General features: G+C 59.5%; 24 protein-coding genes. 10 read left to right on the plus strand and 14 right to left on the minus strand.

The genetic code is table 11. From position 1 onward, the window contains the following. Positions 1 to 106 precede the first annotated feature (106 nt). The 3 genes from ACR0FB_RS11310 to phnF all read right to left on the minus strand — a co-directional run bounded on the left by ACR0FB_RS11310 (position 107) and on the right by phnF (position 2565). Positions 107 to 736: a hypothetical protein gene (locus tag ACR0FB_RS11310; protein WP_480620686.1), complete on the minus strand. Its 630-nt coding sequence runs from the start codon at positions 734 to 736 to the stop codon at positions 107 to 109. 259 nt (positions 737 to 995) lie between these two features. Continuing rightward, on the minus strand, positions 996 to 1685 hold the full coding sequence (gene rpe / locus ACR0FB_RS11315) for a ribulose-phosphate 3-epimerase (RefSeq protein ID WP_171636657.1): 690 nt from the start codon (positions 1683 to 1685) through the stop codon (positions 996 to 998). A 160-nt stretch (positions 1686 to 1845) separates the two neighbouring features. Beyond that, on the minus strand, positions 1846 to 2565 hold the full coding sequence (gene phnF, locus ACR0FB_RS11320) for a phosphonate metabolism transcriptional regulator PhnF (RefSeq protein WP_480620688.1): 720 nt from the start codon (positions 2563 to 2565) through the stop codon (positions 1846 to 1848). 103 nt (positions 2566 to 2668) lie between these two features. On the opposite strand from phnF, the gene phnG reads away from it, so the two are divergent. From phnG to ACR0FB_RS11360, 8 genes are read left to right on the plus strand one after another with little or no spacing between them, the layout of a single operon-like run. Further along, positions 2669 to 3127 (plus strand): phosphonate C-P lyase system protein PhnG, encoded by a 459-nt coding sequence (gene phnG / locus ACR0FB_RS11325; RefSeq protein WP_171724515.1) that lies wholly within the window; start codon positions 2669 to 2671, stop codon positions 3125 to 3127. Next, on the plus strand, positions 3127 to 3702 hold the full coding sequence (gene phnH / locus ACR0FB_RS11330; protein ID WP_480491373.1) for a phosphonate C-P lyase system protein PhnH: 576 nt from the start codon (positions 3127 to 3129) through the stop codon (positions 3700 to 3702). Before phnG ends, phnH begins: the two co-directional genes overlap by 1 nt. Before the next feature lie 3 nt (positions 3703 to 3705). Continuing rightward, positions 3706 to 4794, plus strand: coding sequence for a carbon-phosphorus lyase complex subunit (locus tag ACR0FB_RS11335; protein ID WP_480620689.1), 1089 nt, complete (start codon positions 3706 to 3708; stop codon positions 4792 to 4794). Beyond that, positions 4791 to 5387 (plus strand): HAD family hydrolase, encoded by a 597-nt coding sequence (locus ACR0FB_RS11340; RefSeq protein ID WP_210093578.1) that lies wholly within the window; start codon positions 4791 to 4793, stop codon positions 5385 to 5387. The genes ACR0FB_RS11335 and ACR0FB_RS11340 overlap by 4 nt, the downstream gene beginning before the upstream one ends. Beyond that, positions 5384 to 6244, plus strand: a complete 861-nt coding sequence (locus ACR0FB_RS11345; RefSeq protein WP_480620691.1) for an alpha-D-ribose 1-methylphosphonate 5-phosphate C-P-lyase PhnJ — start codon at positions 5384 to 5386, stop codon at positions 6242 to 6244. The genes ACR0FB_RS11340 and ACR0FB_RS11345 overlap by 4 nt, the downstream gene beginning before the upstream one ends. Next, complete coding sequence (gene phnK / locus ACR0FB_RS11350; protein WP_480620692.1) at positions 6241 to 7011, plus strand: phosphonate C-P lyase system protein PhnK; 771 nt, start codon at positions 6241 to 6243, stop codon at positions 7009 to 7011. Before ACR0FB_RS11345 ends, phnK begins: the two co-directional genes overlap by 4 nt. Before the next feature lie 22 nt (positions 7012 to 7033). Continuing rightward, complete coding sequence (gene phnL, locus ACR0FB_RS11355; RefSeq protein ID WP_171636674.1) at positions 7034 to 7717, plus strand: phosphonate C-P lyase system protein PhnL; 684 nt, start codon at positions 7034 to 7036, stop codon at positions 7715 to 7717. Then, positions 7714 to 8277: an AAA family ATPase gene (locus ACR0FB_RS11360; RefSeq protein WP_480620693.1), complete on the plus strand. Its 564-nt coding sequence runs from the start codon at positions 7714 to 7716 to the stop codon at positions 8275 to 8277. The genes phnL and ACR0FB_RS11360 overlap by 4 nt, the downstream gene beginning before the upstream one ends. Here the strand turns inward: ACR0FB_RS11360 and ACR0FB_RS11365 are convergent. Next, the gene (locus ACR0FB_RS11365) at positions 8244 to 8927 is read right to left on the minus strand and encodes a DUF1045 domain-containing protein (RefSeq protein ID WP_171724508.1); all 684 of its coding nucleotides are present in this window, start codon (positions 8925 to 8927) and stop codon (positions 8244 to 8246) included. The two genes, ACR0FB_RS11360 and ACR0FB_RS11365, sit on opposite strands and share 34 nt — an antisense overlap. Positions 8928 to 8979: 52 nt before the next feature. On the opposite strand from ACR0FB_RS11365, the gene ACR0FB_RS11370 reads away from it, so the two are divergent. Continuing rightward, on the plus strand, positions 8980 to 10122 hold the full coding sequence (locus tag ACR0FB_RS11370) for an alpha-D-ribose 1-methylphosphonate 5-triphosphate diphosphatase (RefSeq protein ID WP_171636945.1): 1143 nt from the start codon (positions 8980 to 8982) through the stop codon (positions 10120 to 10122). Here ACR0FB_RS11370 and ACR0FB_RS11375 read toward each other — a convergent pair whose 3' ends face one another. From ACR0FB_RS11375 to ACR0FB_RS11405, 7 genes are read right to left on the minus strand one after another with little or no spacing between them, the layout of a single operon-like run. Further along, a complete protein-coding gene (locus tag ACR0FB_RS11375; RefSeq protein ID WP_480620695.1) occupies positions 10123 to 10599 on the minus strand; it encodes a class I SAM-dependent methyltransferase in 477 nt (158 codons plus the stop codon). A gap of 10 nt (positions 10600 to 10609) precedes the next feature. Further along, entirely contained in the window at positions 10610 to 11365 is a 756-nt protein-coding gene (locus tag ACR0FB_RS11380) for a polysaccharide deacetylase family protein (protein WP_480620697.1), read from the minus strand. Continuing rightward, positions 11362 to 12504 (minus strand): glycosyltransferase family protein, encoded by a 1143-nt coding sequence (locus tag ACR0FB_RS11385; RefSeq protein WP_480620698.1) that lies wholly within the window; start codon positions 12502 to 12504, stop codon positions 11362 to 11364. The genes ACR0FB_RS11380 and ACR0FB_RS11385 overlap by 4 nt, the downstream gene beginning before the upstream one ends. Continuing rightward, a complete protein-coding gene (locus ACR0FB_RS11390; protein ID WP_480620700.1) occupies positions 12501 to 13085 on the minus strand; it encodes a histidine phosphatase family protein in 585 nt (194 codons plus the stop codon). Before ACR0FB_RS11390 ends, ACR0FB_RS11385 begins: the two co-directional genes overlap by 4 nt. After that, complete coding sequence (locus ACR0FB_RS11395; RefSeq protein ID WP_480620702.1) at positions 13082 to 14158, minus strand: glycosyltransferase family 4 protein; 1077 nt, start codon at positions 14156 to 14158, stop codon at positions 13082 to 13084. The genes ACR0FB_RS11390 and ACR0FB_RS11395 overlap by 4 nt, the downstream gene beginning before the upstream one ends. Continuing rightward, entirely contained in the window at positions 14158 to 15405 is a 1248-nt protein-coding gene (locus ACR0FB_RS11400; protein ID WP_480620704.1) for a glycosyltransferase family 4 protein, read from the minus strand. The genes ACR0FB_RS11395 and ACR0FB_RS11400 overlap by 1 nt, the downstream gene beginning before the upstream one ends. Next, on the minus strand, positions 15402 to 16616 hold the full coding sequence (locus tag ACR0FB_RS11405) for a glycosyltransferase family protein (RefSeq protein WP_480620705.1): 1215 nt from the start codon (positions 16614 to 16616) through the stop codon (positions 15402 to 15404). Before ACR0FB_RS11405 ends, ACR0FB_RS11400 begins: the two co-directional genes overlap by 4 nt. 386 nt (positions 16617 to 17002) lie before the next feature. On the opposite strand from ACR0FB_RS11405, the gene ACR0FB_RS11410 reads away from it, so the two are divergent. After that, a complete protein-coding gene (locus ACR0FB_RS11410) occupies positions 17003 to 19378 on the plus strand; it encodes a mechanosensitive ion channel family protein (RefSeq protein ID WP_171636692.1) in 2376 nt (791 codons plus the stop codon). A 23-nt stretch (positions 19379 to 19401) separates the two neighbouring features. Here the strand turns inward: ACR0FB_RS11410 and ACR0FB_RS11415 are convergent, their stop codons facing one another. From ACR0FB_RS11415 to ACR0FB_RS11425, 3 genes are read right to left on the minus strand one after another with little or no spacing between them, the layout of a single operon-like run. Further along, entirely contained in the window at positions 19402 to 20757 is a 1356-nt protein-coding gene (locus ACR0FB_RS11415; RefSeq protein ID WP_480620707.1) for a CoA transferase, read from the minus strand. Next, on the minus strand, positions 20754 to 21908 hold the full coding sequence (locus tag ACR0FB_RS11420) for an ABC transporter permease (protein ID WP_171724500.1): 1155 nt from the start codon (positions 21906 to 21908) through the stop codon (positions 20754 to 20756). The genes ACR0FB_RS11415 and ACR0FB_RS11420 overlap by 4 nt, the downstream gene beginning before the upstream one ends. Continuing rightward, complete coding sequence (locus tag ACR0FB_RS11425; RefSeq protein WP_152457137.1) at positions 21905 to 22933, minus strand: ABC transporter permease; 1029 nt, start codon at positions 22931 to 22933, stop codon at positions 21905 to 21907. Before ACR0FB_RS11425 ends, ACR0FB_RS11420 begins: the two co-directional genes overlap by 4 nt. Positions 22934 to 22937 lie beyond the last annotated feature (4 nt).

Genomic DNA, 22937 nt, shown 5'->3' on the forward strand with positions numbered 1-22937 from the left:
GTGGGCGGCAGTTGCTCTGAAAGAGCAATGAGAGCCCACACCGTCGAACTAAAGAAGGCCGCTCCACACCGGGGCGGCCTTTTTTTGTTTTGTGTGAAGACCTTGGCTATTTACAAATATTAACCAATTCTTCCAGCGCTTCTAACAGAGGTGAATTGTTATCTGCTGAATTGTAGTGTTCGGCGTGTAAGCTACCCAAATCACTCGTGCAATGCGTTTCATTGCATTCGATGGCTGTCTCCCGAATGAGCTGGCCAGCAGGCTGAAGAGCTTCATCGTTGTTGTAGGTTTCCATGAACGCAATCGAGTAGTTTTCTGCATTGTCACCCCCACCACTAAATACAACGTAATGGTCATCCGCTCTCAGGATGCGGAGGTCTACAATCGGAGTTTTCAAATAGGTTCCCTGATGCAAGATACCGTTTTGATCTGAAGTTTCCGTGCCGATCAAAAATATACATTTCTGTGGAAAGGAGATTTGCTGGGTTTTCTTTCGTCCGGCTGCCTGCGGCTGTGATGTCAAAGACATCTTGGCGATTTTGTGAGTCAGGCTCTCATAGTCGGCTTCGCCAGCTAAAACCGCGCGACAAGCTACGATGATTAGAATGGAGGCACCTAATAGGTGTTTCATATTGTTTCCTTCGAATGACGCTAGTCGACGGTTGGTATAATCCATATGGAGAAATCCCAATACCGAAAGCAACTTTAACGCGCGATGATTCTGTTTGCAGAGCATGGATTCCCCCTTGCCAAACCCCGCCAACCCCACTTTACGCGCGTTCTCAACAAGAACGCCACGGCGGGGTGATCCCAGCTTTTGAGGCGTGACGTGGATTGGTGATGCGCGTCTGTCCTCCTCCCTACTGCGACGTCAAGGAAATGGGCAGAGCGTCTTATGTGGGCGCGGTCCGCACGGACTGAAGCCCTTACTTGACAAGGGCTGTGATCCATACCGGCGGCTGACGGTCTTGCCGTCAGCCGCTGGTGATTGCAAATCAGGACAGTGCTGATTCAGCCGCCGCCCGGACAGCGCGGATGTTGTTTCCGTAGACCTGTGGGGTTGAAACCGAACCGCCTTTGAATACAGCCGAACCGGCCACCAGCACATCCGCACCCGCCGCTGCCACCAGCGGGGCGGTATTCGGGTCGACGCCACCGTCAATCTCGATATGCACCGGACGATCACCGATCATCTGACGCAGTTTTTTGACCTTGCCAGTCATGTCGATGAATTTCTGGCCCCCAAAGCCGGGGTTCACGGTCATCACGCAAACCAGATCCGTGAGGTCCAGCAGATGCTCGACCGCTTCGGCAGGGGTGCCGGGGTTCAGGGCAACGCCGGCTTTCATTCCGGCGCCGCGAATGGCCTGCAAGGTGCGATGGGTATGTGGGCCAGCCTCGATATGTGCGGTCAGAATGTCCGCTCCGGCATCGGCATAGGCCTGGATGTAGGGATCGACCGGCGTGATCATCAGGTGAACGTCCATCACCGTTTTCACATGCGGGCGAAAGGCTTTCACGGCCGGAGGGCCAAAGGTCAGGTTTGGAACGAAATGGCCATCCATCACGTCAACATGAACCCAGTCGGCGCCCTGCGCTTCGATGGCCTGAATTTCCTGCCCAAAATTGGCGAAATCGGCGGACAGGATAGACGGCGCGATCTTGATGGTGCGGTCAAAGCTCATGGTGGCCTCGTATCAGCTGAAGAGTCGCGGATGCGTATACCCCTGAGCCGGTGGGATGGATAGCCCCCGCAAACGCTGTGCCGCCACAAAACTCTTACCGCGTAGCATCTGACCCAATGGGTTGAGGCCTCGGCCCGGAGGTCGGATGCGGCTGAGAATCCTAGTTCGCTGATGCCTCGTTCAGGGTCAGCGTTACACGCTCACCCGCGAAAACCGTGCGGCCGTACTCGACTGGCCGTCCATCCGGGTCGACATTGACGCCGACCGAAAAGAGAACAGGAGCACCTTCTGACAATTGAAGTTGTAGCGCCTGCGTTGCGGTCGCCCCGCGCGCGGTCAGGCGAGTCGAGACGCGGACGTAATCCCTGATGCCGCAGGCTTGCAGCGCTTTGGTGACGGATTGGGTTTCGGTCAATGTCTGCAAGATATCCGGAAATCGTTCCGCGGGGAAAACGCTTTGAAACAGGGCTATGGGCTGCCCGTCCGCCAGGGATAATCCGTCATAGACGTGCACTGGATCACCCTTGTTAAGGCCCAGAGCTTCGGCTTCGGCTTCATCGGCGACGCGCGTGGTCAAAGCTAGGATTTTCTTACCCGGTATCTTGCCGCTGGCCGAGATGTTCTTGTGATAGCGCACCCTTTTGCCGATCGGATAATCCGTTGGCCGTGCCGCAACAAAAACGCCCGCACCGCGCCGAGCGTGCACCAGCCCCTGATCAGACATGTCAGCCAAAGCGCGCCGTACCGTGTGGCGGTTGACGCCATAGGTGGCGGCCAGCTGAGTTTCGGTCGGCAGGCGATCTCCGGTTTGATAGCGCCCCTCGGCGATGTCCGAGGTCAGGCGCAGGGCAATACTTTTCCAGATCGGCGTTTTTCTCATTCCACCAAACCTTCAAACGGTCGCAGATTGCGTTTTGACAACCTGTCGGTTAACATTTGTCTAGTTGTATAGTTCATGTAGACAGCCTATCCAAGAGGCTTTGATGGCAAACCAGACGGAAATCGGGATCAAGGCACGGAAGGAATGGATGGGTCTGCTGGCGCGCGCGCCGGACACTGCCCTAGTGGCGCTGTGGGACGGCATTCAGGACTGCCCGAGTTTCGAATGGCTGCGCAGGCCCGAAGTGGGTGGTGTCATGGTGCGTGGCCGCATCGGAGGAACCGGCGCTTTGTTCAACCTGGGTGAAATGACCGTTACGCGCTGCTCGGTCGTGTTGCAGGATGGTACGGTCGGTCACGGATATGTTCAGGGCAGGTCGAAATCCAAGGCAGAAGCGGCGGCATTGATTGATGCGATGATGCAGACGGCCGCTGCTGGTGATTTGCAGGAACGGCTGCTTGATCCGCTGAGGCTGCAAATGCAGTCCATCAAGACAGCGCGCGCCGCAAAGGCAGCGGCCACCAAGGTCGAGTTTTTCACGCTGGCTCGGGGGGAAGACTGATGCCTGTTCAAATGCGGTACTCGGGGGGCTTTCAAGACGCACCTGTCGACGCGGCACATGCATTCCGCGCGGCCATGACCGCCATGGCACGCCCGGGTGAACTCCGCACCCTGACTGGCTGCGCACCACCTGCGCCCTTGTCCGTCGCGGCTGGCACGCTGCTCCTGACGCTTTGCGACGCCGAGACAAACGTTCATCTGGCGGGTGAAGCCGACACCGATGTGGTGCGCGAATGGCTGACCTTTCACACGGGTGCACCGATAGTGGCGGCGGAAGAGGCTGATTTTGCCCTTGGTACGTGGGATGCACTGGCGCCGCTCAACACCTATCGTATCGGGACGCCGGAATACCCGGACCGGTCCGCGACACTTGTTGTGGAATGCAGGCGGCTGGAGCAGAACGGAGCGGTTCTGAGCGGCCCCGGCATCCGGCACACGGCGCGGCTTTCTCTGCCGGATATTCCGGCTCTTCAGAACAATGCGCTGCTTTACCCTTTGGGGTGTGATTTTTTCTTCACCTGCGGTGAGGCGGTCGCGGCCCTGCCGCGTAGCACGCAAATCAGGTCCAGGGGGTAAGCCATGTATGTCGCTGTCAAAGGGGGCGAAAAAGCCATCGAAAACGCCCATGCGTGGCTTGCCGAAGAACGCCGTGGTGCGACAGATGTCGCGGAACTGAGCCTCGCGCAGATCCGTGAACAGTTGAGCCTTGCGGTGAACCGGGTCATGGCCGAGGGGTCGTTATACGATCCCGACCTTGCTGCGCTGGCAATCAAACAGGCGCGCGGTGATCTGATCGAGGCGATTTTCCTCGTTCGCGCTTATCGCACGACCCTGCCTCGTTTCGGCCATTCCAACCCCGTCAAAACCGGCGATATGGCCTGTGATCGCCGGATCTCGGCCACGTTCAAAGATGCCCCCGGTGGTCAGGTTCTGGGGCCAACCTTCGACTACACCCACCGATTGCTGGACTTCAAGCTGGCGGCCGAGAGCGAAGTTCCAAAGGCGCCTGAAGGCCCTGTGCGGCTGGAATCAACGCCACATGTTACCGCATTCCTGAAGGATGAGGGTATCATTCAGGATGAACCGGCCCGCGATGACGTTCCGGGCGATCTGACCCGTGAACCGATGGAGTTCCCGTCCACCCGCCCGGTGCGCCTTCAGTCGCTGACCCGTGGGGACGAGGGATTTGTGCTGGGCATGGCTTATTCGAGCCAGCGCGGTTACGCCCGCAACCACGCCTTTGTCGGAGAATTGCGTATCGGCAAGGTCGTGGTTGAGCTGGACATCCCCGAGCTGGGCTTTGCCATCGATATCGGCGAGGTCGAGCTGACCGAATGTGAGACGGTGAACCAGTTCATCGGTTCGAAAACGGAACCGCCACAGTTCACGCGGGGCTATGGGCTGGTCTTTGGCCAGTCTGAACGAAAGTCCATCGCGATGGCGCTGGTCGATCGGGCCTTGCGGTGGGAAGAGTTGGGTGAAGACAACGTGGGCGCGCCCGCGCAGGATGAAGAATTTGTTCTGAGCCATGCGGACAACATTCAGGCTACCGGCTTTCTCGAACATATCAAGCTGCCGCATTATGTCGATTTCCAGTCCGAGCTGGAACTGGTCCGCAAACTGCGCCGAAAGGCCCAAGAGCGCATGTCAGAGGAGGCCATGGAATGAAAGCCGTCGTTTTTGATATCGGAAACGTTCTGGTCAAGTGGGATCCGCATCTGGCATGGCTGGAGGAGATGGGTAGCCGCGAGGCGGTGGCAGAGTTCCTGACGCGCATCAATTTCCCCGAACGCAACCTGCGGGCCGATGGAGGAGAGATGTTCGCCGATCTGGCCGCTGAACTGGAAAATGCGGAAGATCGGCAGCGCCTCAGTGTTTACGTTGAACGTTATGCCAGAACCGTTCCGCAAAAGATCGAGGGAAGCTGGCGCCTGCTTTACCGCCTGAAAGAGAAAGGCACTCCGGTTCATGCGATCACCAATTGGTCAGCGGAAACCTGGCCTGTCGGCGTGGGGGCACATCCCGAATTGGGCGAAGTGTTTGGTGTCACCGTCGTGTCGGGGCAGGAGAAGCTCTTGAAGCCTCAGCCAGAGATTTTCCATCTGTTGTGCAAGCGGGCCAGGCTTTCACCCGAGAACTGCATTTTCATCGATGACGGGCTGCACAATGTCGAAGGCGCGCGTGCGGTGGGCATGGATGGGATCCACTTCACCGCGCCGCACGCGCTTGAACGCGCTCTTGCAGAAAGAGGCTGCTTATGAGCGCGTACAACTTCGCCTATCTGGACGAACAAACCAAGCGGATGATCCGGCGGGCGATCCTCAAGGGTCTGGCCATACCGGGGTATCAGGTGCCGTTTGCCAGCCGCGAGATGCCGATGCCCTATGGCTGGGGTACCGGGGGCGTACAGGTTTCAGCCGCGACGTTGACGCCCGAGGATACGTTCAAGGTGATCGATCAGGGCGCAGACGACACCACCAACGCCGTATCCATCCGCAAGTTCTTTGAAAACACCGCAGGGGTCGCCACCACGGAAAAGACGGAACAGGCCACAATCATTCAGACCCGCCACCGCGTCCCCGAAGCAAAACTGCGCGAAGATCAGATCATCGTTTATCAGGTGCCGATTCCCGAACCTCTGCGCTTTTTGGAACCGCGCGAGACTGAGACGCGCAAGATGCACAGTCTTGAGGAATACGGGCTGATGCATGTGAAACTGTACGAGGATATCAGCCAGCATGGGGCAATTTCGACCGCTTATGCCTATCCGGTGAACGTGGCTGGACGCTATGTCATGGACCCGTCCCCGATTCCGAAATTCGACAATCCAAAGCTTGAGATGGACGCGATCCAGCTGTTTGGAGCCGGGCGCGAGCAGCGTATTTATGCGGTGCCTCCGCATACCAAAGTCGTGAGCCTCGATTTCGAGGATTATCCGTTCGAGGCCACCAAGGCCGATCATCCCTGCGATCTGTGCGGGGCCGAAGACAGCTATCTGGACGAGGTTATCATGGATGACGCGGGCAACCGGATGTTTGTCTGTTCTGACACGGATTACTGCCGGTCACGGCGTGAGGCGGGGCATGCAGGCCAATTGGCCGGAAAGAACACGCAATGACCCCTCTGTTGCAAGTCAAAGGCATTGAAAAAAGCTATGGCCGCCGGATCGGATGCGCGGATGTGAATTTTGATCTCTTCCCCGGAGAAGTAATGGGAATCGTTGGTGAAAGTGGGTCGGGCAAGTCGACCTTGCTCAACTGTATGGCCGGCCTTCTGAAGCCGGATGCCGGGCAGGTGATCTTTGATACCCGTGCAGACGGCCCGGTCGATACGGTCACAATGTCCGAGCCAGAGCGCCGGATGCTGAGCCGCACCGATTGGGCCTTTGTCTATCAACATGCGCGCGACGGGTTGCGGATGTCTGTCAGCGCCGGAGGCAACATTGGCGAGCGGCTGATGGCCGTCGGCGGACGCCACTATGGCAGCATTCGGGGCAAGGCCATTGACTGGTTGGGCCGGGTCGAGATTGACGAGAGCCGCGTCGATGACCGCCCAAGCGCGTTTTCGGGCGGGATGCAGCAGCGTTTGCAGATCGCGCGCAATCTGGTGACAGGTCCTCGGCTGGTGTTCATGGACGAACCGACCGGTGGTCTGGATGTGTCGGTACAGGCGCGTTTACTGGATTTGTTGCGCGGACTTGTGCGTGAGATGAGGTTGAGTGCGATCATCGTCACCCATGATCTTGCCGTGGTGCGTCTGCTGGCGGATCGATTGATGGTGATGAAAAGCGGTCGCGTGGTCGAGGCCGGGCTGACGGATCAGGTACTGGACGACCCGCAACATGCCTATACGCAGTTGCTGGTGTCCAGCGTTTTGCAGGTTTGAGGCTTTGGGGAAAGATGAAGCGATGATTGAACTTGTCGATGTCAGCAAAAGCTTCACCCTGCACAATCAGGGCGGCGCCGCGATCCCGGTGGTGAAAGGCGCGTCTCTGAAAGTGGAACCGGGTGAGTGCGTCGCCCTGACCGGGCCGTCGGGTGCAGGCAAATCCACGCTGATGCGGGTGATCTACGGCAACTATCTGGCGGCCACTGGTCAGGTGCTGGTCGCAGGGTTGGACGTGGCCCGGGCTGAACCGAGGCAGATCCTGTTGCTGCGTCGTGACACGTTGGGCTATGTCAGCCAGTTCCTGCGGGTCGTGCCTCGGGTGCCGACGCTGGACGTTGTGGCAGAGCCGCTGCTGGCCGTGGGCTGTGACAGGCAAGTGGCAATGGACAGGGCAGCCGGATTGCTGAAACGGCTGAATATTCCCGAACGTCTGTGGACCCTCAGCCCGACGACTTTCTCGGGTGGCGAAAAGCAGAGAGTGAACATTGCGCGAGGCTTTGCGCATGAATATCCGGCAATGCTGTTGGATGAACCGACCGCAAGCCTGGATGCGCAGAACCGGGAAACGGTTTTGTCCCTGATCGAAGAGGCCAAGAACAAGGGCGTGACGATTGTCGGGATTTTTCACGATCTCGACGCACGCGAACGGGTCTGCGATCGCGAGGTCGATGTCTCGGACTTCACGCCGGGGATGGCTGCATGACGCTTGCTCCGGTCATAGCGGTCGTGGGTCCTTCGGGGGTCGGAAAGGACAGCGTAATGAACGCGTTGGTGGCCCGGGCGCCGGGTGTTCAGCGGCAGCGGCGGGTGATTACCCGTCCCGAAGGCGAAGACGGCGAAGATTTCGACCGGGTCTCGGTCGATACATTTCAGCGAATGGAACGGGATGGTGCGTTTGCGCTGAGTTGGCATGCGCATGGGCTGTGTTACGGCGTGCCGAAGACGATCACGCGGCAGCGGCAGGTGGCCGTGGCCGTTCTGGTCAACCTGTCACGAACGGTGTTGCTTGAGGCGCAGGAGGTGTTTGGTGATCTGATCGTGATTTCCCTGACGGCCAAGCCCGAGGTTCTGTCCGAACGCTTGTCCTTAAGAGGGCGGGAAAGCAAGGCGGAACAGACGCGGCGTCTGGACCGGGCCCAAACGTCTTTGCCCAACGGTTTGAATCAGGTCCTGGAATTCGACAACTCCGGTGCGATGGAAGATACGGTTGCCGAAATCCTGTCGCACCTTCAACCGGAAAGCCCGTATCGATGGATAAGGTAGAAGCGCCCGTCCTCAGCCTCGCCCGTAAGGGCCAGATCCGTGATCTGGAAGGGCTGCGGCAGCAGTGGGACCAGATCGGTTTGCAGCGCGTTCCGAGTTGCTCTCAGGGTTGGTTTGTCCAGCTTGCCGCTCAGCGTGATGTGAAAGCGGAACGCGTCCAGTACGTAAGGATAGCCCCACTGAACCAGGTTGGCGTCTTGCTCTGGGGTCAACCCGGCGGCGCGACGGCGGGCCAGTTCGGCCTTGGAGGTAGGCGCACGAAAGCTGTCCAGTTCCCGAACACAGGCCGCGGCAAGCGCATTCAGTGCCCGCGTCTCACCCAACGGACGCAGGGTCAGAAAGCGCCCAAACCGGGCGATCTCGAGGCCATCCAGCGACACAGGTGGTTGGCGGGAGGCGAGCGAGCTGCACGCCTCTTGCAGGGCTTCGAACGTTTTGCCGTCGCGCAGTCTGAACGGTGGCTTCAGCGTCGCGTGCAGCCCGTACTTGCGCGGTACTTCCGTGACAGCGGCAACGTCGATGCCTTCGACAATCGGATGGGCAACCGGCTTTCCCGCCTCCATGTCCCAACCCAGCCAACTGGTTGCAAATTTCGCCCATTCCTTTCCCGCAGGCGGCGCAAAATAGATCGCGTATCGCGTGAATGTCATGTCGGCCTCCTCTTGCGTGGCCTTCCTCGGTCTCAACATGCGTGAAGTTCAGATGACAGAAGAGTTGATCCTTGCCAATGCCACGCTTGTATTGCCGAATGAAACCGTAACCGGCAGTGTCCGGATTGTGGGTGAGGCCATCGCTGAAATCGACACCGGAAACGGGGTCCCCGCGGGCGCGATAGATTGCGAAGGCGACTATGTCAGCCCCGGCCTTGTCGAGTTGCACACGGACAACCTTGAACGTCACATTCAACCGCGCCCACAGGTGAACTGGCCCCATGCCGCCGCAATTCTTGCGCATGATGCGGAATTGGCCGGCGCCGGGATCACGACAGTGTTCGATGCCATGCGGGTTGGATCGATCCCGTCGGGCGCCCGGCGGTATGGGAAATACGCCCGCGGCCTGTCGCAGGAGTTGTGGGATCTGCACGAACAGGATGCGCTCAAGATCAGCCACTTTCTGCACTTGCGGGCCGAGGTGTGTTCGGAAACTCTGGTTGAAGAGCTGAGCGAATTTGGACCGGAAGACAGGGTTGGCATTGTGTCCATAATGGATCACACACCCGGTCAGCGTCAGTTTCGCGATATGGGCAAGCTGGAGACCTTTCTGAAGGGCAAATATGCCATGGATGATGACACGTTCTTTCAGCACGTGGCGCAATTGAAAGGGCTTCGAGATCGCAATGGCGTACTGCACGAGGTCGAAGCTGTCAAAGCTGCCCGCCGTTTCGGAGCAGTATTGGCCAGCCATGACGACACGACTGAAGATCAGGTGAAAGTGTCCGTAGGTCACGGCATCCGTCTGGCCGAGTTCCCCACAACCGTCGAAGCGGCACGCGCCTGCCACAAGAACGACATTCGGGTCATGATGGGCGCGCCGAACATAATCCGCGGGGGGTCGCATTCAGGCAATGTTGCTGCCTACGAGCTGGCTCAGCTTGGGTATCTGGACATCCTGTCTTCGGATTATGTGCCGTCGGCCTTGTTGCTGTCGGCGGTTAGGCTGGGCGAGATTTGGGGCGACCTGGCGCGGGGGATGAAGACGGTTACGCTGGCACCGGCTCGGGCCGCAGGGTTGGAGGAGCGGGGCGAGTTGCGCGTCGACGCCCGCGCCGATGTCATCCGCTTCCGGATGCGCGCGGGTGTACCCGTCCCGAGTTCGGTTTGGGCGCGCGGTCGACGCGTGGCGTGATCAGGCCGTGTAGAACAGGTAACGGTCCGGGGCGATTGTCTTGGGCCCCTGAATCTGGGCAAAGCCGACCAGGGGCTGACCTGAAATCAACAACCCGCCGGGCTGCATGACTTTTGCGATCAGCGGGCTGAGACGCTCTGCTTCGGCGACGTCCTCGTGCTTGATGCCGCGTCCGAAATCGTAATGCGCCAGCGCGATTCTATGCCCTTCGGCCGCCAGTCTGAGCAGCATCGGTTCGGCCTCACCTTGCAGGAAATCCTCGGCCGGGGGGGTGCTGTCCGGATGGCATTGCAGGATCCGGTCCATCACCCAGATCCGGCGCTCTGGCAGGATTTCACGCAGGTGGTCATAGGTGCGGCCATTGCCCAGGCCCATATCCAGCACATCCCCCGGCTGGCCGCTGATCCGCTCGGCCGCCCAGTTCAATCCGTCGCGTTGGGCCGTCAGTCGGCGCAGCATGGAATCCAATCGGCTCATGGTGATGTCCTCATTCGTTCTCTGGCGCGACCCAGGCTGTGGCGGGTCCGCTCAGCAATTTGCGCAGCAGGGCCTCGGTAAAGGTCCAGATGTCCTGATCATGGACCAGATGATGGGTCAATATGCCAAAGGGCTCGGTGTTGTCTGAACGGCCTTCGCGTCGGTCTCGCAGAAGACCAGCAGTCTGTGCGACCAGGGCGTCGGCTGAGATCAAGCCACGCGATCCGCGCCAGTCGATTGGATCAAGGTGGGTATTGATTTGCTCAAGACCCGGTGCGGCCAGACGTGATTTGCGGGGCGTTGCGGTGGACAGGATGCGGTATCCCAGCTTTGGCAACTGCTTGGCCATCTCGGGTGCAATGCGATTCCAGGGGGGCACGAACATTTGTCGCATATTGTCACCAAACAGGGACCGAAGACGCACCATCCCGGCCTCCGCATCCGTCACCATCATGTCCAGCGGACGGTCGAGCCGAAACTCGGCCTTCTTCTCGCCGCGAGGCGCATGGTTTGTATGCGCCCACCCGTGTACGACCGGAACAAGAGACGCGCGCGCGGCGACGTATTCCGCCAGCGCGGGCGTCGCGTCGCGTGGAATGACGGCCAGATGCACGGGCAGGCCCAGTTTGTCGGCCAGCTCGGAAAGGCGGTCCAATTGCGGTGTTGGCGCGATGGCATCATCATCGCGCCACCACAAAGGCAAGAGCAAGCTTTCGGCACGCCAATGATTCAACTCGACGTCAAGTGGGCGCCAGTCGGGGTTCATGTGCGCTGCTCCAGCAGGCGCTTGGCGATGTGGACGGATTGGATGGCCCCGTCAAAACCGAAATCCTGTTGTGCACGGGGGCCGTCGGCCACGACACGCTCCACCGCCCGAGCCAATGTCGCCCCGCTCAATGCTCGGCTTTCCAGAACTTCGATTGCGGGCAGATCGGACAGGCTCTGCCCGCGCAGCCCTTGTTCCACCTCTTTGCCGTCGTCGAAAGGTACAAACACGGCGGGGGTGCCACTTTGAAGGATATCCATGGCAGTGTTGTAGCCGCACATGCTTACCGATGCCGCTGCAAGGGGCAGCATCTGGCGGAAATCCGGCCGCACAGATTCCAGAACAACCGAAGCACCTTCGGCCATCCGGGACAATTCCGCGATCCGCGCCTTTGCATCCGTTCCACCGACCAGCAGGCGCCAGCGCCTGTTGGGCATCTTTCGGGCGGCCTCGATGGCCGCGCGAAAGATCGGTTGCCCGACTGATCCGCCGCCAGCGCTGACCAGGATTTCATCCTGGCCCGCTGCGTCGGGGTGAGGTTGGGGCAATGCAGGCGCCACAAAGCCGGTGTAGTGAAGTCGCTTGGCCAATCGGTCCGACACCGGCCAGCTGACCGACAGGGGTGTAACGCTTTCGGTGGAATGCACCAGAATGCCGTCATAATGCCGAGACACGATTTCATCCGCGCGCTCGGCCTTGGCGGGTTTGGAGGGCGGAGCCAGAATGTCGCGGACCGATCCGAGAATGACGGGACGCTCAGGCAACGCGCTTGCCGCATTCAAGGCCGCATCGAACTCGGCCGACAGTGATCGGCGACCAAAGGGGTAAAGCTCGGTGATCAGGATCTGCGGCTGGAAGCTGTTCACCGCCTGCACCAGGGCGGCCTCGCGCGTGGCGTGATAGGCCGCGTCAGCCTCGTCGCCGCTTTCGGTCAGCAAACGGGTGAAGTTGGTTCCGTCTGACCTGAGCGGCGGCAAGCCGAACAGGGTCATGCCCGTGCTGTCCAGTTGCGGCGCGGGCATGCCACCCGTCACGACCATGACGTCGTGGCCATCATCCCGAAAGGCCCGCCCCAATGTCAGCGCCCGGCTGAGATGCCCGGTGCCCAACAAGTGCGTGACGATGATCATCACCTTCATTGCGGGGCCTCGTATTTGATCAGGCGAACGGGGTCGGCGTCGGCGGTCATGGTCTTGATGTCGACGATATACAGCCGATTGCGTTTGATCTTAAAGGGGGCAGGTCCTTCGAAATTCCAACCCCATGCCCAAGCCAGAATGACCCGCATGATACCGATATGACAGACTGCGATCGTATCCTGCCGCAGCGCGGACAGCCAGGGGCGAAGCCTGTCCCGAACCTCGGCCGGGCTTTCTCCGTTTGGTGGGCGGAAATCCCAGCCCCAATGCTCGATATGACGATATCCGCTGGATGCGTCCGCGATCAGGTCGACCCCGCGCTGACCTTCCCAATCGCCCCAGTTCATCTCGGTCAACGCGTCCGAGGTGTTCGGGTCGCGACCGGTCACGATTTGCGCCGTCTCACTGGCGCGGTGCAGGGGGCTGGACCAGATGTCAGCCTTGGCCCAGTCCTGCGGCAATCCATAGCCCGCCAATTCGGCTCGGGCGTCATCGTCCAGCGGTATGTCGCTGCGCCCCTGGATCCGTCCCGCGCGGTTCCAATGGGTGTGCCCGTGGCGGAGCAGTGCAAGCCGGGTCATGATACGTCCTTCAGCAGGGGTCGGAGGGTTGCCCACAAGCGCTCGGTCGCCTGTGGCATCAGGTGGCGCTCTGCCACGTAGTTGCGTGCCGCAGCGCCCAGAGTGTGGCGCAGCATGGAATCCGACAAAAGGGCCTGTATGCCATCCGCAAATCCCCTGGCGCCGCTTTCGACGGATGGATAGGCCGCCGGGGACAGAACATCGCGTACACCGGGCCGATCCTGAGCGACCACAGGCAATCCCGCAGCCTGCGCCTCGAGGTAAATCATGCCGTAAGCCTCATTCACTCCGGGCCATGCGAGCAGAGATGATTGTTGATAGACGCGTTGCAGTTCTTCCCGGTCAAGCTGACCCAGAAAACGCACCCGCTGTCCGAACGGCGCCATCAGCGCCTCAACCTGCCTGCGCGCCGGGCCGTCTCCTGCGATGTTCAGGTGCCAGTCCCCGGTCAAATGCGCCAGGGCCTCGGACAATATCTGATAGGACGCCAGCTTGTCCCCATGCCGCATCATGCCGACGGTCAGCATGGGTGCGCCACCTGTGGCGGCCGGAGGCAGTTCCGAGATGGGCAGGAACGGAGGCAATTCGACCAAAGCCTGATCGCCAAAGCGATCCCGCCGCAAAGTGATCAGGTCGTTGGCCGTATGATAAAAGATCACATCCGCTGCATCGCAGGCCTGATGCGCCGCCTTGGCGAACTTAGCCCACGGTCCGTTTAACCGACTGGATGCGCGGGTGCTTTCCAGTTGCACATAGGGAATGCCGCGCGCCTTGCAAACCCGAGGGCCCAGCAGGTCAGGTGCCTTGTAATAATTGTGGTAGGTCACCCACAAATCGGTATCTGATGGCATGTCAGAGACAAGTCGTTTCGCTTCATCTTCTGCCGCGCGCCTCAGGGCTTGTTGCAGGTCTTCGTCGCCGCTTTTGTCATAGATGCGCAAGTCGGTCGCCAGATCGACCGTATCACCCTCGGCGGTCAGCGCCTGCATCAGATTCCGGGCCATTTCACGGTCGCCCGAAGGTTTCGGGCTGTCAGGAGATTTCATCGGGGCATAAAACGCGACCCGCGCCATTACGCGTTTTCCATGCACATGGAACTCAGGCGTTCCGACAGCCGTGCGATGCCGGGAGCCATCCGGAACTCGGCGATCAGGCGATCATAGGCCGCATGCGCCATCTGTGACGCTTGCTGCGGATTGGCTGACAAACGTTCGACGGCTTCCGCAAGTGCAGATGGGGCGTCATCGGACAAAACCCCATGTGTTCCGGCTTCGATAAACTCGGGGATCGCCGAGACCGGTGTCGACAGGATTGGCAACAACTGAGACGCGGCCTCCATCAGCACATTCGGCAACCCGTCGCGGTCTCCGTCCTTCGCGATACGGCTGGGCAGAACGAACAGGTCGGCATCACGCATTGCTGCGATGACCTCGGGCTGGTCGCAAGCCCCTTTCCAGGTGATCCGGTTCGCAATGCCGGCTGCGTTCGCCTGTGCCCTCAAAACGTCATCCAATGCGCCGCCGCCGATATGGGTCCAGTGCCAGTTCAGGTCATCGGGCAGCAATGCGAAAGCCGCGATCAGACGATCGAAGCCTTTTTTCTCGACCAGCCGCCCGACAGAAATCATGTGAAAAGGATCATTCACAGCACGCAGCTGTCGCGTTGGGGGCTTGGGAAAGCGAGACAGGTCCAAACCGTGATAGATCAGGTCCACGCGCTTGGGGTCATCGGCCAGGCTGCGCAGATGTTCCGCTCCGATGGCTGTGCAGGTGGCGCCAAACGTGGCCCCGTAGGAGGCGGCTTGCAGCTTTTCACGTTTTTCCCAATCCGGCGACGTCCAGATATCCTTGGCATGAGCCGAAAAACTCCACGGCAATGCGCGCATGATGGCGGCGTAACGGGCAACGGATGACGGCGTGTGCATGAAATGAGCGTACAACCCTTGCGTCCGGGTAGGCAATTCTGCGGCCAGAACGCAGGCTTGCCCAAACCGTCGGATGCGATTGGGCGTCGGGTCGCGCTTCAAGTCCTGACGCCAGGTCCGATAGGCCCTGTCGTAACCGGGAAGCGTTTGGGCAAGGGCCCGTGCCGCCCAGACCCGTTTGGGTTCATCATGAAGATACTCGGGCAGGTATCGGACCTGTCCTGTGAACCGGTCATGCAAGGGATGGCGTTTCGTATCGGTCGGGTGCCGCAAAGACCAGATGTCAAAGCGATGCCCGGCCTCCTGCAAGGCGACAAGTTCCTGCGCAATGAACGTTTCGGACAGTCGTGGCCAACCTTTGACCACAACCGCCAATCGAGGAGAATCTGAGGTCATCCGGTGGCTCGTTCCTGTTCCCAGGTCAGCAGGCTCTCGATGCGGTCGGTGACATAATCCAGCCCGTCCAGCAATCCGCTTTGTATCGCCTGCGACGGTAGGGACTGGTGCGGTAATTCCCGAATGGCGCGGATCATCGCGTCCGGCGTCAGGCCATCCCGGTTTTCATCCAGCATTCGGACAAGGCCCAGCCCTTCTGCGCGCGAGGCCCGTATCCACTGTTCCAGACGGGGCGTGGTGCGCGGGACGATGACAGCGCGTTTGTCAAAGGAAAGAACCTCGCAGAACGTGTTGTAGCCGCCCATGCAGACGACGCCTTCGGCCCCTGCAAACAGCGTTTCGATCTGGGATTCGAACCCAACGGCAGTGACGCGGCCGTTCAACGCGGCAACGCGGGTTTCGAAATCTTCGCGCAACTCACCGGACAGGAAGGGGCCATAGACCAAAACCGCGCGCGGCGACAGATCCGGGTCTTTTTCATATGCGGACAGGACGAGGTTGACCATCGCCTTGCCGTCGCCGCCACCGCCGGGCGTGATCAGGATGTAGGGTTGTTGCGGAGGCTCGCCGACCGGACCAAGATCGCGGCGCAGATATCCCGTCCAGTGGATGCGGGACTGCACCGAAGCGCTCAGCGGCAACCCCTGCGTCGGGTCATAAATCGACTGCAAGCCGTAAACCCAGATTTCGTGATAAAACCGTTCGGTGGCTTCAACGGCCTCCTTGCGCGCCCACTCGGCGGCCAGGACTTCGGGTTCATCCAGAACATCGCGCAACCCAAGCACCATTTTGGTTCCGCAGTTCTTTTGCAGATGGTTCAGTGTCGGCAGCAGCTCACCCCGAAACCCCGTCGGTTCCTTGTCGACGATCAACACGTCAGGGTCGAACTGCTGAACGGCGGTTTGAATAAGACCTGACCGCAACTCGGTCACTTCTTCGATGCCCATCCCGATCGTGCGTGCAGCATAAGACCCGTCTGCGCGTTTGGTGACACCGGGCAGGCGCACGTGGTCAACGCGACGGGGAAAGGTAAACCGTCCGGCCACGGGTGATCCCGTCAGGATCAGCGCGGATGCGCTTTGGTCCGCCTGCGTGATCGCGGCCGCCAAAGCCCGAGACCGGCGAAGATGGCCCAGCCCGAACGTATCGTGACTGTAAAACAGGATACGCGGTGCGCGGCCCGGTTTGGAATTGGTTTTGCCTAGGCTCATAGTGTTGCCTGTCTTCTTGATCCCGGTTCGAAATCCGCGCGTTTGCAAGCGTTACTGTATATATCCCCGTCGCGCTTGCCAAAGGAGGAATTGCTCTTCAGCAAATGTTCCAAGCATTGCGATTTGGCAACAGCATATTGACGGTTTCGCGTCATGTCGCACCAAAGCTTGAGAGGGATCGCAAAAGAACCGATGAACTGGCAAAGGGGCAGGGCCTTCAACTGCTGTTCATATTCAATTTTCGCCAAATTGAAAACATCCGGAATTACGCAGTGCGCCAAGAACACGCCCGAACACGATATTGAGCAGGGTGCACCCGAGTGTTTGAACTGCCTAAAACCCTTCTGTAATCTGATCGCTATCGGAAAAACTGGATGCAAAACCCCATGAAACATACCTTTCTGGCCGCAACACTTCTGGCTTTGTGGGCTTTTGTACTGGCGCTTCCGGTAAGCGTTTCAGCGCAAACATCCTTGATTCCGGGATACAACGCGGACAGTTCGTCTGCGTCCTCGCCGGAAAGTGACCTGGCTGCCGCAATTCGCGCCGCCAGCGAAGCCGGGGCCAGTGTGATCGTCATCGACAGCGCCGGGCAGGTTGTGACAACGGCAGGCGGCACGGATGCGGGTACGAATGATGCGGCGGGCGATTCGAACAATCCCATGGGTGAGGGATCGCAGCTGATGAAGGCGCAGGAGCGGTTCTCGAAATTCCGTGAGTCCATGCAGTCACGGCTTGAGGCGCTGCCGTATTCGGTGTTCGAAGTGAAGTATATCCTGCGCCAGACCAGTCCGGACGGTCGCATTCAGACCTATGTGGAAGTTCTGGGCTGGAACATCCTGTTCCTGTTGTTGGGCCGCTGGCTGTCTATCGAGATATACGGGAAACGCATCGCGCGTCGCTGGGTCGTGGCGCGGATCAAGGATGAACCGCAGGGTTACCGAGAAAAGATGCCCTTCCTTCTGTTCCGGTTCCTGATGGGGATCGGAGCGACGATATTTGCCATGCTCATGGCCCTGATCGTCGGATACCTGTTTTTTGGCGAAGCGGACGATATCTCGATCCAGTTCACGGTCACGGCGATCTTCACGGCGTTCTTCCTGTCGCGCACGGTGTCCGATCTGTGGCGGATGGTTTTGTCACCTTACCTGAGTCAATACCGGCTGCCGCCGTTCTCGGACCGGGACGCCAAGCGGCTGTATCTGTGGGCTTCGGCCCTCGCGACCTATGACATCACGGTTGTTCTGTTTTCGACCTGGGTTGCGGATTTCGGGCTGAACTACAACGTCTACGCCATGGTCTATGGCTGCCTGACAATGGTAGGCGCTTTTGGCAATATTCTGATGATCCTGTTCAATGCCCGGGCCATTTCAAATGCCATCCGGGGCGGAAGAGCGCCGGATCAGGTCTCGTGGTTGTTGCGGTTCGTCTCCTTCGGCTGGGCACCTGCACTGATCGTCTATGTCGTGTTCAGCTGGTTCCGCCTGGCGGTTGATCTTGCACTGGAGAACCCAACGCCGCTGCCGCTGATCGCAAGCAGCTATATGATCTTCATGTCTGTCGTCGTTGCCTATGGTGCGATGAACTACGTGCTGGAGCGGTATTTTGACCGTTCGCGCAAGATCAACGAGATAAACGAAGAAACCGCCGCTGCCGAAGCGGATGCCGAGCCCGTGGAAACGCCCGAGGCAGAACAGCGCAAACAGTATCTTCTGACCTATGAGGATCTGGCGCGTCGGGTGGCTGGAATTCTGGCCTTTGTGATCGGTGTCTATGCCCTTGTGGTGATTTGGTATCCCGATGCGGAATGGAGCGAGGACCTGCCGGTTGCACGTGTGCTGGATGTAATGGTCATCATCTTCATCGGCTACATCCTGTTTCATTTCTTTCGCATCTGGATCGACAGCAAGATAGCGGAAGAAGTCGATGATGGCACCGAGGCCGAACTGGGCGATGAGGGCGGGGAAGGCGGACAAAGCCGGCTGGCGACGCTGCTGCCATTGTTCCGCGGCGCAATTCTGGCCGTTGTGGTCGTGACCATCATGCTGATCGTTCTCATGGAACTTGGTATCAATGTCAGCCCGCTGTTTGCGGGTGCCGGTGTGGTTGGTCTGGCTGTCGGTTTCGGATCTCAAACACTGGTGCGAGACATCTTTTCCGGGGCGTTTTTCCTGATGGATGATGCCTTTCGGAAGGGTGAGTACATCGATATCGGAGACGTCAAGGGAACGGTCGAGAAGATCTCGGTCCGGTCCTTCCAGCTGCGTCACCATCTTGGCGCGTTGAACACGATTCCTTTTGGCGAAATCAAGGTTCTGACGAACTATTCCCGTGACTGGGTGATCATGAAACTGCCGCTGCGCGTGACCTATGACACTGACGTGGAAAAGGTGCGAAAGCTGATCAAGAAGCTGGGGCAGGAGTTGCTGAGCGATCCTGTGATCGGCGAAAACTTCATACAGCCGCTGAAGTCCCAGGGCGTGATCGAAATGCAGGATTCAGCGATGATCATCCGGGTCAAGTTCATGACCAAACCGGGCGATCAGTGGCTGGTGCGCAAGAAGGTCTATCAGGAAATTCGCGAATTGTTCGCGCGGGAAGGCATCAAATTCGCGCATCGCGAAGTCACCGTGAGGTTGGCAGACGGCAAAGACGCCGATGACCTGACGCCGAAACAGCGTGAGGCGGTAACAGGCGCGGTGCAGGCAGCGATCGATGAGGATTACCTGGACGATATCGGCCCTGGGGGCGATGATCGATAGGGGCGCGGCTGCGTACCGGATGGTCAGTAGGCGTCGAGCGGCCAGACAGGTTCTGAACTGCCCAGTTTCGACGCGGGCAAATCCCAGCGCATCGTCGCTTCGCCGACCCTCAGCGCAGGGTTGAGGCGATGGCCCGGCCCCCAGCCGGACGCCTCTGTCGCCGTGCCGTAATCCGGTGTTGCCGGGCTGACGGGTGAAGCTTCTGCGTCGTCTTTGCCGAGCACGGCCAGAAGTTCGGCGGTGCGCGCCAGAGAGAGATGCGCGTGCATGATGGAATTGCCTGACGCGGCCTCGGCCAGTGCGGACAGGACGGCAGCCGCCATCAGATAGCCGGTCGCGTGGTCCAGAGCCTGAACAGGCAACGGGGTCGGCTTGTCCGCGTTCGCCCACTCCATCCCGGCATGGGCGATACCCGCGCTCATCTGGACAAGGCTGTCAAACCCGCGCCGGGTCGACCATGGACCTTGCCAGCCATAGGCATCCAGCGTGACTTCGATCCGGTTCGGAGCCAGCTCGTCACGTTTGGCCCGGGTCAGACCCAGTGCCTCCAGCGCGCCGGGTCGATACCCGTGTACGAACACATCCGCCTGAGCCAGCAACCCATGCAATCGTTCAAGGCCGGTTACGGATTTCAAATCAAGATAGGCGCAGCGCTTTCCCAGAGATATGTCGGGGATCACCCCCGGTTCATCCCAGCCAGGTGGGTCGATGCGCAAGACCTCGGCTCCGAACCCTGCAAGCGTTCGCGTAGAAACCGGGCCGGCCAGAACGCGCGTCAGATCCAGCACCCGCAACCCGGCCAAAGGCCGATCAGCGGTGGCCCGAGGTCTGTCGCGCAGGTTGACATAGCGCGGTCCCTGCCAACCGATCAAAGGGTCGCGCGACACGGCGCGGCCTTGTGGGTGATCAAGCCATTCCGTCCGGCTGCGCATGGCAGCGGCCACCCCACCTTCGGCAACAACCGCCGTTTCCAGATCCGATACTGACCAAGATCTGACGGTTTTTGCCACGGCTTCACGCTCTGGCCGGGTGCCAAGGACTTTCAACGCGGCAGAGCGATGGCGGGGCAGGTTTGTGTGCAGCCTGATCCAGCCATCAGCGGCTTTGTAGTCGCCCGCGACCGCATCCCACAAACTGGGCATGTCCCAACCATCCGGCTTGAAGGAATAGCCGAACCACAGAGATGCCAGCCGATGATCGATCGAGACTTCGGGTGCCTTCGTGGACAGGTTGAGCGCCTGGATCAGCTGGGCCATTTCCCGCCCCACGACTGCGAAACTGGCGGTGGCCAGTTCGGAAACGGCGAAGGCGCTTGGCAGCATACCGGCACCGACCCTGTGATAGCTGCCGGCAGCGGGAAGAGTGGCCAGCAGACTCATTGCTGATAGGGGTCGAGACTGTCGCGCAGCCCGTCACCAAGGAAGTTGAACGCCAAGACCACGACAATGATCGGCAGCATCGGGATTGCCGTCCAGGGATAGATCTCGATCGACGCGAGGTTCTGCGCGTCATTCAGCATCACGCCCCAACTGACCGCAGGTGCGCGCAGGCCGAGGCCAAGAAAGCTGAGCGCTGTTTCCCCAAGGATCATGGCCGGGATCGACAAAGTGGCCGACGCGATCAGGTGCGACATGAAGTTGGGCAGCAGGTGCTTGCGGATCACACGGCCCGAACTTGCCCCCATCATCTCTGCGGCCCGGACATATTCCTCTTCCCGCAAAGACAGGAATTTTGCGCGAACCGAGCGCGCCAGGCCCGGCCAGTCGAGGATGCCCAGAATGATCGAAATGATGAAGAACACTGCGACCGGGCTCCAGTTCGAAGGCACGGCGGCGGAAAGGGCCAGCCACAGAGGCAGTTCCGGCAACGAACGCAGGATTTCGATGACACGGTTGATGGTCCAGTCGATACGTCCGCCGAAATAGCCGGCCATCGAACCGAACAGGATGCCAAGAAAGAAGGACACCGAGATACCGATCAGACCCACCGTCAAAGACAGCTGTGCGCCATAGAGAATACGGCTGAAGATGTCTCGGCCCAGCCGGTCGGATCCCCACAGGAACAGCGTTGTCCCCTCTGGCGGGCAGAACAGGTGTGTGTCCGACGGTACGAAACCGGCCAGCTTGTATTCAGAGCCTTCGCAGAAGAACCGGATTGGGCGCGGGTCTTCGGTGTCGGGGACGAACTTCCATTGGAAGGTTTCAAGGTCCGCCTCGGCGACGATCGGATAGACATGTGGGCCGATGAACTCGCCCTCGTGAAACCAGTTTACCGATTGTGGCGGCGCGTACAGGTGCTCTCCGTTTCGGTCATTTGGCCCGTAAGGCGCAATAAACCCGGCAAAGGGCAGCATTAGATAACAAAACAGCAGGAAAATGCCCGAGATCAGGCCCAGCTTGTGGGTTTTGAACTTGCGCCAGACCAGAACCCAGTTGGGGGCATCCAGATCGGCGCGTTCCAGCTGCTGAATCGAGGCCTGCGGATCAAACGGCGCGTCATCGACATAGCGGTTGTCAGGACGATCAGTCATGCCTCGCGCCCCTCATACCGAATGCGCGGATCCAGCATCACCAGCAGGATATCCGAAATCATCGTGCCGATCAGCGTCAGCAGGGCGACGAACATCAGGATGAACGCCGACAAGAACTGATCCTGCGTCTTCAAAGCAGTCAGCAGTGTGGGGCCGATGGTTTGCAGGCCCAGAACGACCGATACCAGAACCGAGCCGGACACCATCGACGGCAGCAGGTTGCCGATATCGGCGACAAAGGGGTTGAAGGCCACCCGCAGGGGATACTTGGTCAGCATTCGTGACGGGGCCATGCCCTTCGCGATGGCGGTTTCCACATAGGGTTTGCCGAGTTCGTCCAGCATGTTCGCGCGCAGACGCTGCATCATCGCCGATGCCCCTGAAGTACCGATGACGAAGGTCGGTACGATCAGGTGGATGAGGATGGACTTCAATTTCTCCCAACTCATCGGCTGGCCTTCGAAACTCGGATCCATCAAGCCCCCGATCGGCAGGTTGAAATACTGGTGGCCATAATAGAACAGGATCAGCGCCAGCAAAAAGTTCGGCGTTGCTAGCCCCAGATATCCGACGAAGGCCGAGGTATAGTCGATCCATGTCCGGGACCGCGCGGCGGCGATAACGCCCAGTGGCAATGCGACGGCATAAACAAACAGGATTGCAGCCAGATTGACCACAACCGTCAACCAAAGCGTGTCACCGACGATTTCGGAAACGGGACGGTCGAATTCAAAGGACCACCCGTAATTGCCCTGAATCAACCCGGAAAACCCGTGCGGTCCGGGCCAGAATCCCATCCAGATCAGGTATTGTTCCCACATCGGACGGTCCAGAGCGTATTCAGCGCGCAGAAACTCTGCCTTTGCGACACCTGCGGACTGGCCCGAGGCCTGAAGTTCAGCGATCTGGTTGCTCAGATAGTCGCCGGGCGGAAGGTTGATGATTACAAAAACCAGAACCGAGACCACCAACAAAGTCAGCAGCATCGTGAAAAAGCGATACACCACGTAGCGCAGCATGATCATTTAG

This window comes from Ruegeria sp. P10, from assembly GCF_056534925.1.

Bases quoted from the DNA above. Each gene is read 5' to 3' on its own strand.
- phnH (WP_480491373.1), top strand. From the start codon at position 3,127: ATGCCTGTTCAAATGCGGTACTCGGGGGGCTTTCAAGACGCACCTGTC.
- ACR0FB_RS11340 (WP_210093578.1), top strand. From the start codon at position 4,791: ATGAAAGCCGTCGTTTTTGATATCGGAAACGTTCTGGTCAAGTGGGAT.
- phnF (WP_480620688.1), bottom strand. From the start codon at position 2,565: ATGAGAAAAACGCCGATCTGGAAAAGTATTGCCCTGCGCCTGACCTCG.
- ACR0FB_RS11360 (WP_480620693.1), top strand. From the start codon at position 7,714: ATGACGCTTGCTCCGGTCATAGCGGTCGTGGGTCCTTCGGGGGTCGGA.
- ACR0FB_RS11390 (WP_480620700.1), bottom strand. From the start codon at position 13,085: ATGACCCGGCTTGCACTGCTCCGCCACGGGCACACCCATTGGAACCGC.
- ACR0FB_RS11425 (WP_152457137.1), bottom strand. From the start codon at position 22,933: ATGATCATGCTGCGCTACGTGGTGTATCGCTTTTTCACGATGCTGCTG.
- phnK (WP_480620692.1), top strand. From the start codon at position 6,241: ATGACCCCTCTGTTGCAAGTCAAAGGCATTGAAAAAAGCTATGGCCGC.
- ACR0FB_RS11310 (WP_480620686.1), bottom strand. From the start codon at position 736: ATGCTCTGCAAACAGAATCATCGCGCGTTAAAGTTGCTTTCGGTATTG.
- ACR0FB_RS11420 (WP_171724500.1), bottom strand. From the start codon at position 21,908: ATGACTGATCGTCCTGACAACCGCTATGTCGATGACGCGCCGTTTGAT.
- ACR0FB_RS11335 (WP_480620689.1), top strand. From the start codon at position 3,706: ATGTATGTCGCTGTCAAAGGGGGCGAAAAAGCCATCGAAAACGCCCAT.
- ACR0FB_RS11345 (WP_480620691.1), top strand. From the start codon at position 5,384: ATGAGCGCGTACAACTTCGCCTATCTGGACGAACAAACCAAGCGGATG.
- ACR0FB_RS11400 (WP_480620704.1), bottom strand. From the start codon at position 15,405: ATGACCTCAGATTCTCCTCGATTGGCGGTTGTGGTCAAAGGTTGGCCA.
- rpe (WP_171636657.1), bottom strand. From the start codon at position 1,685: ATGAGCTTTGACCGCACCATCAAGATCGCGCCGTCTATCCTGTCCGCC.
- phnG (WP_171724515.1), top strand. From the start codon at position 2,669: ATGGCAAACCAGACGGAAATCGGGATCAAGGCACGGAAGGAATGGATG.
- ACR0FB_RS11375 (WP_480620695.1), bottom strand. From the start codon at position 10,599: ATGAGCCGATTGGATTCCATGCTGCGCCGACTGACGGCCCAACGCGAC.
- ACR0FB_RS11405 (WP_480620705.1), bottom strand. From the start codon at position 16,616: ATGAGCCTAGGCAAAACCAATTCCAAACCGGGCCGCGCACCGCGTATC.
- ACR0FB_RS11385 (WP_480620698.1), bottom strand. From the start codon at position 12,504: ATGAAGGTGATGATCATCGTCACGCACTTGTTGGGCACCGGGCATCTC.
- ACR0FB_RS11415 (WP_480620707.1), bottom strand. From the start codon at position 20,757: ATGAGTCTGCTGGCCACTCTTCCCGCTGCCGGCAGCTATCACAGGGTC.
- ACR0FB_RS11365 (WP_171724508.1), bottom strand. From the start codon at position 8,927: ATGACATTCACGCGATACGCGATCTATTTTGCGCCGCCTGCGGGAAAG.
- ACR0FB_RS11370 (WP_171636945.1), top strand. From the start codon at position 8,980: ATGACAGAAGAGTTGATCCTTGCCAATGCCACGCTTGTATTGCCGAAT.
- phnL (WP_171636674.1), top strand. From the start codon at position 7,034: ATGATTGAACTTGTCGATGTCAGCAAAAGCTTCACCCTGCACAATCAG.
- ACR0FB_RS11395 (WP_480620702.1), bottom strand. From the start codon at position 14,158: ATGGCGCGGGTCGCGTTTTATGCCCCGATGAAATCTCCTGACAGCCCG.
- ACR0FB_RS11380 (WP_480620697.1), bottom strand. From the start codon at position 11,365: ATGAACCCCGACTGGCGCCCACTTGACGTCGAGTTGAATCATTGGCGT.
- ACR0FB_RS11410 (WP_171636692.1), top strand. From the start codon at position 17,003: ATGAAACATACCTTTCTGGCCGCAACACTTCTGGCTTTGTGGGCTTTT.